The organism is Microbacterium sp. P5_E9, assembly GCF_054049175.1.
The window spans coordinates 114707-130892 of sequence record NZ_JBFUMV010000005.1 but is presented as its reverse complement, the minus strand read 5'-3'; the positions used below and the strand labels follow the sequence as shown (position 1 = coordinate 130892).

The 16186-nt window shown below is 69.7% G+C and carries 13 protein-coding genes; 9 read left to right on the top strand and 4 right to left on the bottom strand.

The window, feature by feature from the left end:
• Positions 1–34: 34 nt before the first annotated feature.
• The gene (locus ACXJ3V_RS09725) at positions 35–433 is read right to left on the bottom strand and encodes a YccF domain-containing protein (protein WP_457100093.1); all 399 of its coding nucleotides are present in this window, start codon (positions 431–433) and stop codon (positions 35–37) included.
• A gap of 87 nt (positions 434–520) precedes the next feature.
• Between ACXJ3V_RS09725 and ACXJ3V_RS09720 the strand changes: the two genes are divergently transcribed.
• From ACXJ3V_RS09720 to ligD, 5 genes are all read left to right on the top strand, one after another.
• The gene (locus ACXJ3V_RS09720) at positions 521–2986 is read left to right on the top strand and encodes an ATP-dependent helicase (protein ID WP_457100092.1); all 2466 of its coding nucleotides are present in this window, start codon (positions 521–523) and stop codon (positions 2984–2986) included.
• 135 nt (positions 2987–3121) lie between these two features.
• Complete coding sequence (locus ACXJ3V_RS09715) at positions 3122–4258, top strand: SseB family protein (protein ID WP_457100091.1); 1137 nt, start codon at positions 3122–3124, stop codon at positions 4256–4258.
• Between the two features lie 82 nt (positions 4259–4340).
• Positions 4341–4769: an ArsR/SmtB family transcription factor gene (locus ACXJ3V_RS09710; protein ID WP_457100090.1), complete on the top strand. Its 429-nt coding sequence runs from the start codon at positions 4341–4343 to the stop codon at positions 4767–4769.
• Entirely contained in the window at positions 4766–5242 is a 477-nt protein-coding gene (locus ACXJ3V_RS09705; RefSeq protein ID WP_457100089.1) for an SRPBCC family protein, read from the top strand. The genes ACXJ3V_RS09710 and ACXJ3V_RS09705 overlap by 4 nt, the downstream gene beginning before the upstream one ends.
• A gap of 159 nt (positions 5243–5401) precedes the next feature.
• Entirely contained in the window at positions 5402–6433 is a 1032-nt protein-coding gene (ligD, locus tag ACXJ3V_RS09700) for a non-homologous end-joining DNA ligase (protein ID WP_457100088.1), read from the top strand.
• 214 nt (positions 6434–6647) lie between these two features.
• Here the strand turns inward: ligD and ACXJ3V_RS09695 are convergent, their stop codons facing one another.
• Positions 6648–7694 carry an ATP-dependent DNA ligase gene (locus ACXJ3V_RS09695; RefSeq protein WP_457100087.1) on the bottom strand — a complete coding sequence of 349 codons (1047 nt, stop codon included), beginning with the start codon at positions 7692–7694 and terminating at the stop codon, positions 6648–6650.
• Between the two features lie 77 nt (positions 7695–7771).
• Between ACXJ3V_RS09695 and ACXJ3V_RS09690 the strand changes: the two genes are divergently transcribed.
• A complete protein-coding gene (locus ACXJ3V_RS09690; protein ID WP_457100086.1) occupies positions 7772–9505 on the top strand; it encodes an aspartate:alanine exchanger family transporter in 1734 nt (577 codons plus the stop codon).
• A 36-nt stretch (positions 9506–9541) separates the two neighbouring features.
• Here ACXJ3V_RS09690 and ACXJ3V_RS09685 read toward each other — a convergent pair whose 3' ends face one another.
• Positions 9542–10774 (bottom strand): acyl-CoA dehydrogenase family protein, encoded by a 1233-nt coding sequence (locus ACXJ3V_RS09685; protein ID WP_457100085.1) that lies wholly within the window; start codon positions 10772–10774, stop codon positions 9542–9544.
• 132 nt (positions 10775–10906) lie between these two features.
• A complete protein-coding gene (locus ACXJ3V_RS09680) occupies positions 10907–13624 on the bottom strand; it encodes a cation-translocating P-type ATPase (protein WP_457100084.1) in 2718 nt (905 codons plus the stop codon).
• A gap of 160 nt (positions 13625–13784) precedes the next feature.
• Here ACXJ3V_RS09680 and ACXJ3V_RS09675 point away from each other — a divergent pair, with 160 nt between their 5' ends.
• From ACXJ3V_RS09675 to ACXJ3V_RS09665, 3 genes are read left to right on the top strand one after another with little or no spacing between them, the layout of a single operon-like run.
• Positions 13785–14522: an SDR family oxidoreductase gene (locus ACXJ3V_RS09675; protein ID WP_457100083.1), complete on the top strand. Its 738-nt coding sequence runs from the start codon at positions 13785–13787 to the stop codon at positions 14520–14522.
• A gap of 8 nt (positions 14523–14530) precedes the next feature.
• Positions 14531–15115, top strand: coding sequence for a TetR/AcrR family transcriptional regulator (locus ACXJ3V_RS09670; RefSeq protein ID WP_457100082.1), 585 nt, complete (start codon positions 14531–14533; stop codon positions 15113–15115).
• A complete protein-coding gene (locus ACXJ3V_RS09665; protein WP_457100081.1) occupies positions 15108–16124 on the top strand; it encodes an NADPH:quinone oxidoreductase family protein in 1017 nt (338 codons plus the stop codon). Before ACXJ3V_RS09670 ends, ACXJ3V_RS09665 begins: the two co-directional genes overlap by 8 nt.
• Positions 16125–16186 lie beyond the last annotated feature (62 nt).

Sequence of the window (16186 nt, the reverse complement as noted above, 5' to 3'; positions counted from 1 at the left end):
GATCCGGATGCCGGGGGCCCCGGCATCCGTCTGATCAGATGATGCCGGCGCCTGCGACCTCGTCGGTGCGGACGATCTCCTTGCCGAGCGGCATGAGCGACACCGGCACGAGCTTGAAGCTCGCGATGCCGAGCGGGATGCCGATGATCGTGATGCACATCGCCACACCGGTGAGGATGTGGCCAATCGCGAGCCACCAGCCGGCCAGGACGACCCAGACGACGTTGCCGAGGAACGAGCCGACGCCCGCCGACGGCTTCGCGACGATGGTGCGACCGAACGGCCAGAGCGCGTAGGCGCCGATCCGGAACGACGCGATGCCCCACGGGATCGTGAGGATGAGGATGCACAGCAGAATGCCGGCGGCCACGTATCCCAGGAACATCCAGAAGCCCGACAGCACGAACCAGATGATGTTGAGAAGGGTGCGCATCCGATCATTGTGATGGAGCACGGCTGGGAATCGGGCGAGACTGCGCCGACGGCCCGTGGGGGTGGCCCGGCTTAGACTCGGAAGGCCATGACCGACGCATCCACGCCTCTTGTCGTCGGCGGGGATCGAGGACCGCAGAGCGGTTCGCACGGCCGCGCCGACGAAGACCTCCTCGCCGGCCTCAACCCTCCGCAGCGGGAAGCCGTCACCCACCGCGGGCCTGCCCTGCTCATCGTCGCGGGCGCCGGCTCGGGCAAGACGAGCGTGCTCACCCGCCGCGTCGCGAGCCTGCTGCGCAACAAAGAGGCCTGGCCGAGCCAGATCCTCGCGATCACCTTCACCAACAAAGCCGCCGGCGAGATGCGCGAGCGCGTCGCGCAGCTCGTGGGCGACCGCGCGCAGGGCATGTGGATCTCGACGTTCCACTCCGCGTGCGTGCGGATCCTCCGTCGCGAGGCCGACCAGTTCGGGTTCACCAAGTCGTTCACGATCTACGACTCCGGCGACTCGCGCGCGCTCATCAAGCGGCTCGTCAAGGAGCATGAGGCGGATGCCTTCGGCCTGACCCCCGGCGGCGTGCAGAGTCGCATCTCCAAGCTCAAGAACGAGCTTGCGGATGCCGAGTCCTACGCGCGGGACGCCAACATGAACGACCCTGCCGAGCGCATCTTCGTCGGCATCTTCGGCGACTACCAGCGTGCGCTTCAGCGGGCGAACGCCTTCGACTTCGACGACCTCATCGCCCAGACGGTGTACCTCTTCCGCGCGTTCCCGCACGTGGCCGACACCTATCGGCGCCGCTTCCGGCACATCCTGGTCGACGAGTACCAGGACACCAACCACGCGCAGTACGCACTGATCCGCGAGCTGACGCGTCCCATCGGGACGGATGCCGAGCCCATCGCTCACTCGAGCGGCATGATGATCTTCGACGCTTCGACAGGCTCAGCGACCGGTGATGATCCCGACCGTGCCGGGGCATCCCTCACCGTCGTCGGTGATTCCGACCAGTCGATCTACGCGTTCCGGGGCGCGGACATCCGCAACATCACGGAGTTCGAGCGCGACTACCCGGGCGCGAAGGTGGTGCTGCTGGAGCAGAACTACCGCTCGTCGCAGAACATCCTGAGCGCCGCGAACGCCGTGATCAGCCACAACTTCGACCGCAAAGACAAGAAGCTGTGGACCGACGTCGGCGCGGGCGAGCGGATCGTCGGGTTCACCGGCTACTCGCAGCACGATGAGGCCCAGTTCGTCGCGGACGAGACCGAGGCGCTGCGCCGTGCCGGCGTCGACTACTCGCAGATGGCGGTCTTCTACCGGACCAACTCGCAGTCGCGAGCGCTGGAGGAGATCTTCATCCGCTCGGCCGTGCCGTACAAGATCATGGGCGGCACGAAGTTCTACGAGCGCGCCGAGATCAAGGACGCCCTCGCCTACCTCGTCGCGGTGGCCAACCCCGCCGACGAGATGGCCGTGCGCCGCATCCTGAACAAGCCGCGGCGCGGCATCGGCGACGTCACCGAGACCGCGATCGCGCGCTACGCCGCCGACCAGCAGATCACCTTCCGCGACGCGCTCGCGAACTCGTCGGCGCTCGGGGTCGGACCCAAGATCCAGGCCGCCATCGCACACCTCGACGCCGTGCTGGCCGAGGCCACCGACCTCATGCTTCCCGCCACGGGCGAGCTCGCCCCGCCGACCGCCGTCGCCCAGGGCCTGCAGCTGCTCCTCGGCAAGAGCGGCTACAACGACGCGCTCCGTGCGAGCCGCGATCCGCAGGACGAGGCTCGCCTCGAGAACCTCGACGAGATGGTCGCGGTCGCCCGCGAGTTCGCGCGCAACAACCCCGAGGGCACGATCATCGACTTCCTCACGGAGGTCGCGCTGGTGTCGGATGCCGATGACCTCGAAGACGCGTCGGGCTCGGTCTCGCTGATGACCATGCATACGGCCAAGGGCCTCGAATACGACGCCGTGTTCATCACCGGCGTCGAGGAGGACCTCATCCCGCACCGCATCTCGGCGGGGGAGCCGGGTGGCCCACAGGAGGAGCGCCGGCTGTTCTACGTCGGTGTGACCCGCGCGCGGAAGCGGCTGTACCTCACCCTCGCGATGACCAGGGCGCAGTTCGGCGAGGTGTCGGTCGCGATGCCCAGCCGGTTCCTGCAGGAGATCCCCCCCGAGCTCGTCGACTGGCGGCAGTCGCCCGGCGACGTCAACTCCCGCGGCGGCACGCAGTCGCGGGCGCTCAACGCGCGCCGCCCAGGCGGCGGCTGGGGCGGTGGGTCGGGCAGCGGGCGCTACGGCGAGGACCTCCTGCCCAAGTCCACGTCGATCGAGCGGTTCGCGAACCGCGTTCCCGCCAAGGTGCGCGACAACGGCGACATGGTGCTCGCGCCGGGTGACCGCATCCGTCACGACGACTTCGGCGAGGGACGAGTGGATGCCGTGACCGGCGAAGGCGCGAAGCGCGTTGCCCACGTGCGCTTCGAGAAGGCCGGCGCCAAGAAGCTCCTCATCAAGATCGCACCCATCGAGAAATTGAGTTGAGACGGGTCAATGCGAGCGAAGCCCGCGTTGACGCGTCTCAACTCAAGGTTGAGTAGGCCGCCGCAGGCGCCCGTATCGAAACCCGGGAGCCGGATCTCTCAGGTGCCTCGCCCGCACCGCGATTAGGCTCGGATGATGGCCTTCTTCTCGCGCGGCAAGCGCACGCCCCAGCCCGCCGACCCGAGCGCGGCGGCGACGCCGGCCGAGCCCGACGAGAGTGCCGAGTCGGCTCAGGCCGAGGCCGGGCAGGCCGCCGCGAAAGCCGACGAGCAGACGGCCGAGCCCGCCGCCGAGCCCGCCGCCGAGCAGGGCGCCGAGCCCGCTGCCGAGTCGGCCGGAACGCCGACGGCCGAAGCCACTGAGGCGGCATCCACCTCGCCGGTTCCGGATGCCGCGGCCGAGGCATCCGTCCCCATCTCGGTCTCCGCTTTCCGGGGCCTGAATGCCACGCCGCCGCCCCGTCCGCCCGCGCCGGAGACGGCGCCCGTGCCCAAGCAGTCGGTCTCGGGCCTGCGCGACAATGTCGTGGTCGTCGCCGCGCTGGCGCGGATCACGGGTGCCCCCACGACCGCCGACCTCATCGATGTCGGGCGACAGCTGATGCAGGGGCACCTCTTCCTGCGAGTCAAGGGCGACGCGCGGTCGCTCCTGTCGCAGGGGCGTCCGGTGCCGTTCGCGCTCGCCACGGTGGGGGAGAAGCGCTACGTCATCGCCTACTCGAGCGGCGGCGCCATGCAGGCGAGCGTGCGCGAAGACGGCGACGCCGACACCTCGGCGATGGGCCAGCCCGTGCTCTCGGTGCTGCGGGCCGTGCTCGCGGGACCGCACGACGGCCTGCTGCTCGACCCGTCGTCGGCGCCGGCTCGCGCGATCCTCTCCCGGGACCTCATCGAGAAGATGGTCGACGGCGCCGATCCCGAGCTCACGATCAAGAGCCTGCTCGTCGCGGAGCGCACCGCCGCCACCGCGTCGTCCGTCGCCTTCGCCTTGGCGAACACCAGGTTCTGGATCGCGGTCAACCGCGTCGGCGACACCGGCAAGCTCGGGATCGCCGAGGCCCGCAACCCGGAGGGGGAGCGCTTCATCGAGCTGTATTCGCACCCGCTCGAGGTGATCGCGCTCGGCCGCGGCGACCAGCCGGCGCCGATGACCGGCGAGCAGCTCGGCAAGGCGCTCGCTGTGGACGACCAGCTGGCCGGCGCGATCGTCGACCCGGGCGGGCCGTGGATCCGCCTCTCCCGCGAGGACCTCCTCAGCGCCCTGCCTGGTTGATCTCCCCTCGAGGGTTGCGCGGTTCGGTCTGTCGGCGTACCTTGGTAATCAACACAGAGGTTGATAAAGGAATGAGTTGATCATGAACCACGGGCCCGCGGCATCCGTCCTCGAAGACGGGCGTCTCGACCGTGCGTTCCTGGCTCTCGCCGATCCCGTCCGCCGAGCGATCGTCGCCCGGCTCAGCCGGGGGCCGGCGACCGTGAACGAGCTCGCAGAGCCGTTCGCGATCACGAAGCAGGCGGTGTCGCGGCACATCCAAGTGCTGGAGCTGGCGGGGCTCGTCACCCGCAGCCGCGACGCGCAGCGCCGGCCCGTCCACCTGGACGCCGCGGCGCTCGAGCATCTCACCGCCTGGATCGACCGCTATCGGCTCGAAGCCGAAGGGCAGTACCGCCGGTTGGACGCGCTGCTTGCCGCTTCCACCCGGGCATCCGCCGGCAGTCCGCCGGCATCCACCCCTCGCGTCGGCGGAGCCGGCGCTCATCCATCGAAGGAGAAGGAATCATGAGCAATCCCGTCGTCATCGACGCCACCCCCGGACAGTCCTACGCCGACATCTCGCGCGAGTTCGACGCTCCCGTGGAGGCGGTGTTCCGCGCGCATGCCGACCGCGACCAGTTCCGCGAGTGGATCGGACCCCGCGCCCTCCAGACGAACATCACCGAGTGGGACTTCCGCACCGGCGGCCGTTACCGCTACGAGCAGACGGATCCCGAGGGCAACGTCTACGCCTTCAACGGCGTCTTCCACACCGTGCGCGAGAACGAGCTGATCATCCAGACGTTCGAGTACGAGGGCGCCCCCGACGAGGTGGCCGTCGACACGATGCGCTTCGAGCAGCTGCCCGGTGGCCGCTCGCGGCTCGTCGACCACAGCGTGTTCCCCTCCGTCGAGGTGCTCGAGGGCATGATGTCCCAAGGCATGGAGTACGGCATGAACGAGGGCTACGAGAAGCTCGACGAACTCCTCGCCCGGGGCTGATTCGGGTCCCACCCGTGCACTGACTCAGGCTGGAATCGGGGCACTGCCCCCAGAGGGCCGTTTCCGGCCCTATCGCCAGATTCCAGCCTGAGGTGGTGCACGGCATGCGCCGGGGAGGCGGGGGTGACGGATGCCTCGACCCGCCAATAGGGTCGAGGCATGGCGTCCGACCGCATCACGCTGACCGTCCCAGGGCCGCACGGCGACCGCGAGGTCGGGCTCTCCAGCCCGAACCGCGTGCTCTGGCCGGAGCTCGGCATCACCAAGCACGAACTCGCGGAGTACCTCATCACCGTCGCCGAGCCGTTCATCGCGGCCAACGGCGACCGGCCGGTCTCGCTGGAGCGCTTCCCGGAGGGAGTCGACGGCGAGCGCTTCTACTCCAAGAACCCGCCCAAGGGTGCGCCGCCGTTCGTCGAGGCGCAGACGGTCACCTACAACAGCGGGCGGCGGCATCCGCAGCTCATCCTCACTGAGATCGCCACGGCGGTGTGGGCGGCGCAGATGAACACGATCGTGTTCCACCCGTGGGCCTCGCTCGCAGCCGACACCGACAACCCCGTCGAGCTGCGCATCGACCTCGACCCGCAGCCGGGGACGGATTTCGCGGATGCCGCGGCCGTTGCCCCTGCGCTGCGCGAAGTGCTCACCGAGGCCGGACTGACCGCGTTCGTGAAGACGAGCGGGAACCGCGGCATCCATGTCTTCTGCCCCATCGAACCGACCCACGAGTTCCTCGACGTGCGCCATGCCGTGATCGCCGCCGGGCGGGAGCTCGAGCGGCGGATGCCCGACAAGGTGACGACGAACTGGTGGAAGGAGGAGCGCGGTGAGCGCATCTTCATCGACTTCAACCAGGCCAACCGCGACCGCACGATGGCAGGCGCCTACAGCCCGCGGGCGCTGGCGGGCGCGACCGTGTCGACGCCGGTGACGTGGGACGAACTCGAGGCCGGGGTAGATCCGGGTACCTTCACGGTGCGGTCGGTGCCGGAGCGCCTCGCCGAGGTCGGCGACCCGTGGGCCGCGCTGCTCGCGAAGCCCGGCAAGATCGGCACGCTGCTGGAGTGGTGGGAGCGCGACCTTTCGAACGGGCTCGGCGAGCTGAACTTCCCGCCGGACTTCCCGAAGATGCCGGGGGAGCCCCCGCGGGTGCAGCCGAGCCGGAAGAACGAGGCGAACTGGGAGTGAGACTGCCCGGCGTCGGTCGCTGAGCTTGTCGAAGCGTCCAGCGTCGCCCGGACCCTTCGACAAGCTCAGGGACCGGTCGGCGGCGCAGGTCCGCGACGAGAAACCAGATCCCGGCTGAGACACCGCGCGCCGCGTGATGTCTCAGTGGGAATGTGGTTTCTCGGCCTGAATGTGGTTTTTCAGCGCGGTTGCGTGACAGCGCGGGCAGCGCGGGTCAGTCCAGGACGTCGCCCAGGTCGTAGGCGGATACCGACTCGAGCTGGTCGTAGGTGCACGACTCCGGGTCGCGGTCGGGGCGCCACCGCTCGAACTGGACGGTGTGGCGGAACCGCCAGCCCTCGAGCTGGTCGTAGCGCACCTCGAGCACCCGCTCCGGACGCAGGCGCACGAACGACGAGTCGGCCCGGGCGGCGGAGAACCGCGACTTCTCGCCGGCGCCGGTGAGCGCGGACCCGTCTTCGTCGCGCTCGACGAGCGGCGCGAGCTCATCGATGAGCTCGAGGCGGCGCTTGTCGCTCCACGCGGCGACCCCGCCGACCGGGTACAGCTCGCCGTCCGCCGAATAGAGACCCACGAGAAGCGACCCCACCCCCTGCCCGGACTTGTGGATCCGGTAACCGAGGGCGACGACATCCGCCGTCCGCGCGTGCTTGATCTTGAACATCGTGCGCTTGTTGGGGGCGTACGGCTGGGCGAGCGGCTTGGCGATCACGCCGTCGAGGCCGGCGCCCTCGAACTCGGCGAGCCAGCGCTTCGCGAGTTCGGCGTCGGCGGTCGTACGGGTGACGTGCACCGGGTGCGGCACCCCCCGCAGCAGGTCGACGAGTTCGGCCCGGCGCACCTCGAACGGCTCGTCGCGCAGGTCTCGATCCCCGCGCGCGAGCAGGTCGAACGCGATGAACATCGCCGGGGTGGTCTCGGCGAGCATGTTGACGCGGGATGCCGCGGGGTGGATGCGCTGCGTCAGCGACTGCCAGTCGAGCCGCTGGTCTCCGCTGTCGCCCTTCGGCACGACGACCTCGCCGTCGAGCAGGCACGGCTCGGGGAGAAGCCGCGCGAACGCCTCGACCAGTTCCGGGAAGTAGCGGGTGAGGGGCTTCGCGCCGCGGCTGCCGATCTCGACGTTCTCGCCGTCCCACGACACGAGGCCGCGGAATCCGTCCCACTTCGGCTCGTAGCTGAACCCGCCGGCGACGGCGTCCTGCTCGGGCACCTTCGGAACGGACTTCGCGAGCATCGGCGCGGGGATCTCGTACGGCATGGGTCCATCCTGCCGTGGACGTCCGGTCTCGCCCACCCCTGCCCGGCCGGATCCCGCCCGTACCTATGTGCGGGCGGATGCCGCGACCCGCCGGGTGGCGGCATCCGATCCTCGGCGTGTCGGTCTTCATCCCCGCAGCTGGGTACGGCGGGTTGGCGATGAGGGGGTGCGGCGGGCGGGCGGGCACGGCAGACTCGGACCGGGCGCACATGCGCCCCGGTGGAGGTGCAATGGACGTCGTCTTCGGGTTCCTCGCCGAGCGACCGGTGATCGTACTGTTCCTCTTCATCGGGGTGGGCGCGGCCTTCGGCCGGATCCGCATCGGCGTGGTGTCGCTGGGCGCGATCGCCGTGCTGTTCACCGCGATCGGACTCACCGCCTGGAGCGTGGCGGTCGGGGAGCAGATCGGGGTCCCGGCGGTCGTCGGCGATGTCGGGCTGGTGGTGTTCGCGTTCTGCACGGGCATCATCGCCGGTCCCGGCTTCTTCAACGCACTGAAGACGGCGTACCCGCTCATGATCGTCGTCGCGGTGATCATGGCCGTGGCGGCGACCGCGACCCTCGTCCTGGGTCGCGCGGCCGACCTCGATCCGCTCACGATCGCGGGCACCTTCGCAGGGGCCATCACCAACACGCCCGCGCTGGCGGCCACCGGCGGCAGCCCAGAAGCGACCGTCGGCTACGCCAGCGCGTACGTCTTCGGGGTGCTCGGAGCGATGGCCGCGACGGCACTCGCGCTGCGGCACCGCAAGGACGATACGGATGCCCCGTCCCCGATCGTCGACAAGCCCATCCGGATCGACACGACCTCGATCCCGAAGGCCACCGACATCGCGGAGGCGCACGGACACCGGATCACGTTCTCGCGCGTGACCCACGGTGAGGGCGGAGAGTCCGAGGCGATCGGCCCCGACACCCAACTCGAGCAGGGCGACGTGGTGAACGTCGTCGGGCCGCAGGACGAGGTCGACGCGGTTGCCGCAGAACTCGGCCACACCTCGACGATCGACATCACCCGCGACCGCAGCAGTCTCGACTTCCGGCGCATCATCCTCTCGGATCCGAAGCTGTCCGGGCGGACGATCCAGAGTCTCGGACTGCAGCGGCGGTTCGGCGCGAACATCGTGCGGGTGCGCCGAGGCGACGTCGAATTCGTGGGCAGCCCGAGCTTCGTGCTCAACCTCGGGGACCGCATGCGGGTGGTCGGCCCCACCGACACGATGCCCGAGGTCACGTCGTTCCTCGGTGACTCCGAACGCGGCACGGCCGACCTCAACCCGGTGGCGCTGGGTATCGGGATCACCATCGGTCTGCTGCTCGGATCGATCCAGATCCCGCTCCCGGGCGGCTCGCATTTCAGCCTGGGCTTCGCCGCCGGCGCGCTGATCATCGGGCTGATCATGGGCCGCCTCCGGCGGATCGGCCCGTTCGTGACGTCGATGCCGCAGACCGCGGCGACGGTGCTCGCCGAACTCGGACTGCTGATCTTCCTCGCCTACGCAGGGAGCAATGCCGGCTCGGTGATCGTCGATGCGATCGTGTCCGGACAGGTGTTCGTGCTGCTGGGGATCGGCGTCGTGGTCACCTCGATCGCGATGTTCGGCACGTACCTCATCGTCCGTCACGTGTTCCACGTGGGCGGCACCCGGCTGTCCGGGGTCATCTCCGGCGCCTCGACCAATCCCGCGATCTTCGGGTTCGCCAACGCCCGCACCGGCTACGACGTCCGCGTCGCCCTCGGTTACAGCCTGGTCTACCCGGTCGCCATGATCGTGAAGATCCTGCTCGCCCAGGTGCTCGTCACCCTCTGATTGACGGATGCCTCGTGCCGAGGCATCCGCTCCCGCTCAGGCGAAGGCGCTCATTCCGGTGATGTCCCGGCCGATCAGCAGTGCCTGGATCGACTCGGTGCCCTCGTAGGTGTGGATCGCCTCGATGTCTGCCATGTGCTGCATCACGCCGTTCTCGAGCAGGATGCCGTTGCCGCCGAGCAGATCGCGAGCGGATGCCGCGATCCGGCGCGCGGCGCGCGTGTTGTGGTATTTCGCGAGCGACGCCTGGGTGGGCCGGAGGCCGCCGGACAGCTCGAGGTCGGCGAGGTGCCGGCAGTACAGCTGCATCGCAGTCAGCTCCTCGAGCATCTGCGCCAGGCGCTCCTGCACCATCTGGAACTTCGCGAGCGGCTTGCCGAACTGGATGCGCTGCTGCGCGTAGGTGAGCGCGGCCTCGTAGCAGGCGGTCGCGTGCCCGAGGGCCGACCAGGCGACGCCGGAGCGCGTCGAATACAGCACGGTCGAGGCATCCTTGAAGCTCTTCGTGCCCGGCAGCACGGCGTCGAGCGGCACCCGCACGTCGTCGAGGACGATGTGCGCCTGGTGGATGCCGCGCAGCGACGCCTTGCCGGTGATGACGGTGCCGGTGTAGCCGGGGCGATCCTGCTCGACGAGGAAGCAGCGCACGGCGCCGTGATCGGGCGCGCCGTCGTCGTCGATGCGCGCCCAGACGAACGTGATGCCGCCGGACGCGCCGTTGCCGATCCACTTCTTGGCGCCCCGCAGCACCCAGTCGGAGCCGTCGCGGAGGGCGATCGTCTCGAGCGAGACGGAATCCGAGCCATGGTCGGGCTCGGTGAGCGCGAACGCCGCGAGCACCTCGGCGCGCGCGACCGGCACCAGCCACTTCTCCTGCTGCGCCGGGCTGCCGAACAGCGCGAGGGTGCGCAGCGCCAGACCGCCCTGCACCGCGATCACCGTGCCGAGCGAGCCGTCGCCGCGCGAGACCTCCATGTTCACAAGACCCGCCGCGAGGGGCGAGAAGGGGGTGAGGCCGGGGTGGTCGATGCCGTCGTTGAGCAGGTCGAGCTCGCCCAGCCGCCGAGCGAGGTCGAGCGGGTACTCGGCGGCATCCCACGCGCCCTGCATGCGATCGCCGATCTCGTCGACGTAGCCCTGCGCCCGTTCCCACACCGCGCGGTCGGCATCCGGGATGTCGGCGAACACCGCGTAGTAGTCGGTGCCGCGGCGTCCGGTGAGGTCGTAGCCGTCGACCTGCTGACCGGGGAGGGGATCGAATCCAGTCATGGCGGTGCTCCTGACGTGCGGGGGTGAGGCTTCCAGCCTAGTGGAACTCAGTCCCACCGTTCGTCGGACTGAGTCTCACCCGCCGAGCGGCGGCCCGCCGGCAGGACCGTGCCCGCCACCTCGCCCGCGCGGTCAGGACCGTGCCGCTCCGCCTCGCTTCGCGATGCGCGTGCGACGGATCCACTTCTCCACCTCGACGAAGATCGGCACGACAAGCGCGAGGCCGATGCAGATGAGCCATTGGTCGCCGCTCAGCCCGGTCGTGAGGATCAGGCGCTGCAGGAAGGGCAGCTCGACCGCAGCGACGGTGAGCGCCAGCGGAATGGACAGCCACTTTACCGCCGTGAGGATGGGCGCAGTGAGGCCGGGCTCGGGGTCGCGGCGCATCGCGAGCCCGCCGAGGACGGCGCCGAACGCGGCGACGACGAAGGTCATCGTGACGGGCACGTTCGGCTCGGTCGGGCTGAGCTGGTCGGGGTAGAGCAGCAGCGGAATCAGCGTCATCAGGAACAGCAGCCCGCCGTAGATGAACCAGAGCGTGACGGCACCGCCGTTGGCGATGGTCTTCTTCGGGTCGCGCGGCGGCTTCAGCATGATGCCGTCCGGCACCGGGTCTTGGAGGATCACGATGACCGGGAAGATCGCGACGAAGAAGTTGAGGAACAGGATCATGATCGGCTGCAGCGGCACGCCGTGGTTGATGTTGAAGAGGCTCGCCACCAGGAACAGCAGCACGAGTGAGAACAGCTGCGACATCTGGTAGCGGACGTAGCTGACGATCTTGTCGTAGATCGCCCGGCCGAGCTGGACGGCGGTCACCAGGGTGCCGAAGTTGTCGTCGACCAGGATCATCTTGCCGGCCTGCTTGGTGACCTCGCTGCCCGAACCCATCGCGACGCCGATGTCGGCCTGCTTGAGGGCGGCGGCGTCGTTGACGGCATCGCCGGTCATCGCGACGACGTCGCCGTTCTCCTGCATCAGGCGCGCGAGCCGCAGCTTGTCTTCGGGGGTGACCCGCCCGAAGACGTGCAGGTTCGGCAGCGCCGCCTTGAGCTCGTCGTCGGTCATCGCCTGGATGTCGGCGCCGCTGGCAGCACCAGGGCCGAGGCCCAGCTTGGCGCCGATGGCGGCGGCCGTGATCGCGTGGTCGCCCGTGATCATGCGCACCTCGATGCCGGCCAGGTGCGCGATGCGCACGGCCTCCTTCGATGACGGCCGGAGCGGGTCGATGATGCCGACGAGCCCGACCAGCTCGAGGTCCTTCACCTCGGTCATCGGATCGGCGGGCACCGGCGTGCCGGGGGCGAACCGGCGCACGGCGAACGCGAGCACGCGAAGGCCCTGCTCCGAGAGCGTGCGGTTCGCCTCCAGGACCGTGTCGCGCGCCTTCTCGATGGATGCCGGGCCGTCCGCCGTCGCGACCGTCGAGCAGCGCTCGAGCACGACATCCGGCCCGCCTTTGACGAGCATCACCAGCTGCTCGCCGGCGTCACGCGGCGCGTGGTGCAGCGTGGCCATGAACTTGTAGGCCGAGTCGAACGGCACCTCCGCCGCGCGGGGATACCGCGCCCGGGTGAGCTCGGCGTCGGCGCCCATCTTGGCGGCAAGCACGATCAGCGCCGCCTCGGTCGGGTCTCCAATCACCTCACCATCGTCGGAGACTGTCGCGTCGCTGCACAGGGTCAGCCCCATCGCGAGCTGGGTGAAGTCGGGGTTCGGCTGTCCCGCCACCCCACGAATATCGCCCGACTTCTGGTAGCCGCTGCCGGCGACGGTGAACCAGTCGCCCGCGAGGTAGAGCGACTCGACCATCATCTCGTTCATCGTGAGAGTGCCGGTCTTGTCGGAGTTGATCGCGCTCGTGGCTCCGAGGGTCTCGACATCGGTGAGGTTCTTGACGACCGCGTTGTGCTCGGCCAGCTGGCGAGAGCCGAACGACAGCATCGCCTGCACGAACGAGGGCATGCCGGTGGGGATCGCCGAGATCGCCATCGAGATGCCGAGCAGCACGACCGCGGCGATGTCCTGCCCGCGCAGCAGGCCGGTGACGACGATGACCGCCACAGCGCCCCACGCGATCCACCCGAGCACGCCGGTCAGCGCGTCGAGCTCCCGCTGCAGGGGCGACTTGCTCGGCTTCACGGCCGACAGCATCGACGCGATCTGGCCCATCTGGGTGCCCATGCCGGTGTCGGTGACGACGACGGTCGCCGTGCCACGGGTGACCTGGGTGTTCTGGAACACCATGTTCGCGCGATCGCCCAGAGTCGTCTCGGGGTTCGGCAGGGTCGCGGCATCCTTCGGAATCGGCGCACTCTCGCCCGTGAGGGCAGCCTCCTGGGTCTCGAGGGTGGCGGATCGCACGATGCGCCCGTCCGCGGGCACGATGTCGCCTGCCTCCACCGCGACGAGGTCGCCGGGCACCAGGCTCGTGGATTCGAGCTGAAGGAGCGACCCGTCGCGGATCACCTTGGCCGTCGGGATCTGCATCTTCGCGAGCGCGTCGACGGATGCCTTCGCCTTGAGCTCCTGCCGCGTGCCCATGAAGACATTCAGAATGACGAGGACGCCGACGAGGATTCCGACGCTGACCTGGTTGATGAACAGGCTGATGATCGCGACCGCCACGAGCATCACATTCATGGGGTCGATGAGCTGCTGGAACGCCACCTGCCAGACCGACGGCTGAGGCTCGGCGGCGATGGAGTTGGGACCATGCTCGGCGAGCCGGCGCTCAGCCTCACCGGCGCTGAGCCCCCTGACCGGGTCGGTCTGGAGCGCCGCAGCGACGGCCGCGCCGTCCTGGGTGAACCAAGGGGCAGTGGTCTTCGTGGCCTGAGCGGCATCCATGGGCTGACACTACCGCCGCCCCGGAGGGGTGGCGCCGGATGAGCGGCAGTCGCGGCATTCGGTCAGGGTCTGTGGATCGGCACCGGGTGGTACGGTGGGCAAACCGACTGGCCGGTATGTGCCGGTCTACCGGACAGTGTTGCCACACGAAGGAGTGCAGGTGCAGAGGTTCGCAGACCGGGTCGCGGTCATCACCGGCGGCAGCCGTGGAATCGGCTTCGCCATCGCCCAGCGGCTCACCGACGAAGGCGCCTCCGTCGTCATCACAGGGCGCCGCCAGGACTCGCTCGACGAGGCGCTCGCCACCCTCGGCCCGCAGGCCTCGGCCGTCGCCGGCAAAGCCGACGACCCCGAACACCGCGCCGCAGTGTTCGCGCACGTGGCCGAACGCCACGGGCGGCTCGACCACCTTGTGAACAACGCGGGCATCAATCCGGCGTACGGTCCGCTGCTCGAAATCGACCTCGCCGTCGCGCAGAAGATCCTCGCGGTCAACGTGCTGGGCACCCTGGAGTGGACGAGGGATGCCGTCGCCGCGGGTCTGAGTCGCTCCATCGTGAACCTGTCGTCGATCAGCGCCGTCAGCGCCGCCCCGGGCATCGCGTTCTACGGGGTGTCGAAGGCGGCGATCATGAACCTCACCATTCAGCTCGCGCAGGAGCTGTCGCCCGGCATCCGGGTCAATGCGGTCGCCCCCGCCGTCATCAAGACCGCGTTCGCGCGCGCCCTTTACGAAGGACGCGAAGCCGAGGTGTCCGCCGGCTACCCGCTCGGCCGGCTGGGCGAGACCGCGGATGTCGCCGGCCCTGTGGCCTTCCTGCTGTCGGAGGACGCCGACTGGATCACCGGCCAGACGATCGTGATCGACGGCGGCGCGAGCCTGCGCCTGATCGCCTGAGGCGCGCAGTGAAGGAGACGAGCGTCGCCGACGACGTGACCCGCGCGGCCGTGCGGCTGTTCGCTGCGCAGGGCTACGCGAACACCAGCGTGCAGCAGATCGTCGAGGCCGCGGGCGTCACCAAGGGCGCGATGTACCACTACTTCGAGTCGAAGGACGATCTGCTCTTCGCGATCTACGAGCGCATGCTGTCGCTGCAGAAGTCGCACCTCGACGAGATCATCGCCCGCGGCGGCCCGGTCGACGACGTGCTGCGCGCAGTGTGCATCGACGTGGTGGAGACCTCGATCGAGTTCCTCCCCGAGGGCACCGTGTTCTTCGGCAGTCAGCACATGCTGACCGCACCCCGGCAGCAGGAAGTGATCCGGCGGCGGCGCGAGTACCACGACGCCTTCGCGGGCCTCGTGCGCCGCGGGCAGGACGAGGGCCGCTACCGCACCGACATCCCGCACGCCGTGCTGATCGCCCACTTCTTCAGCGATATCCACTATCTGTCGCATTGGTACGACCCCGCAGGTCCTGAGAGCGCGGCGGTCGTCGCCGAGCAGCTCACCGACCTGTTCATCACCGGAATCAGGAGGACGGATGCCTGAGCTTCACGCCGCGGCCATCCCCTCGGCGATGCGTGCCTGGCGTGTGACCACGCTGGGCGAGCCCGCCGACGCGCTGTCGCTCGACGAGGTGCCGGTGCCGGCCCCCGGGCCGGACGAGGTGCTGCTGCGGGTGGTCGCTGTGGCGGCGAACTTCCCCGACGTGCTGCTCGCGCGCGGGCAGTACCAGGTGCGCCCGGAACTGCCGTTCGTGCCCGGCGTCGAGTGCGCTGCTCGTGTCGCGGCGCTCGGCTCCGCGGTCACCGGGTTCGCGGTGGGCGATCGCGTGCTCGCCTCGAAGATCGGGCTGCTGGCGGAGTATGCCGCCGTGCCGGCTTCGGATGTCTGGGCGGCTCCGCCGTCGCTCACCGATGCCGAGGCATCCGGACTCACCGTCGCGTACCAGACCGCGTGGTTCGGACTCCATCGGCGGGCGGCGATCCAGCCGGGGGAGTGGCTGCTCGTGCACGCCGCCGCCGGCGGTGTCGGCCTCGCCGCGGTGCAGCTCGGCGCCGCGGCCGGGGCGCGGGTGATCGGCGTCGTCGGATCCGCAGCGAAAGCGCAGGCGGTGACGGATGCCGGGGCTTCAGTGGTGATCGTGCGGGGCGTCGACGACATCGTCGGGTCGGTGAAGGCCGCGACGGGCGGCCGCGGGGCCGACGTCGTCTTCGACCCGGTCGGCGGCGCGGCGTTCGAGGCCTCCACGCGGTGCATCGCGTTCGAGGGGCGGATCGTCGTGGTGGGCTTCGCCGGCGGGACGATCCAGTCCCTCGCCGCCGGGCATGTACTGGTCAAGAACTATTCGGTGCTCGGGCTGCACTGGGGCATGTACCCCGGCGTGCGGCCCGATCTCGTCGACGTGGCCAGGGCGGAACTCACGCGGCTCGCCGACGAGGAGGTCGTGCGGCCGGTCGTCGATCGCGTCGTGCCGTTCGAGGAGGCGCCGGCGGCGCTGACCGCTCTGGCGGCGGGCGGCACCGTGGGCCGCGTCGTGATCGAGGTGGCGACGTGACGGATCTGGGCGGCCGGGTGGCGCTCGTGACCGGGGGGCGCTCGTGGGCTCGGCGAGGCGTA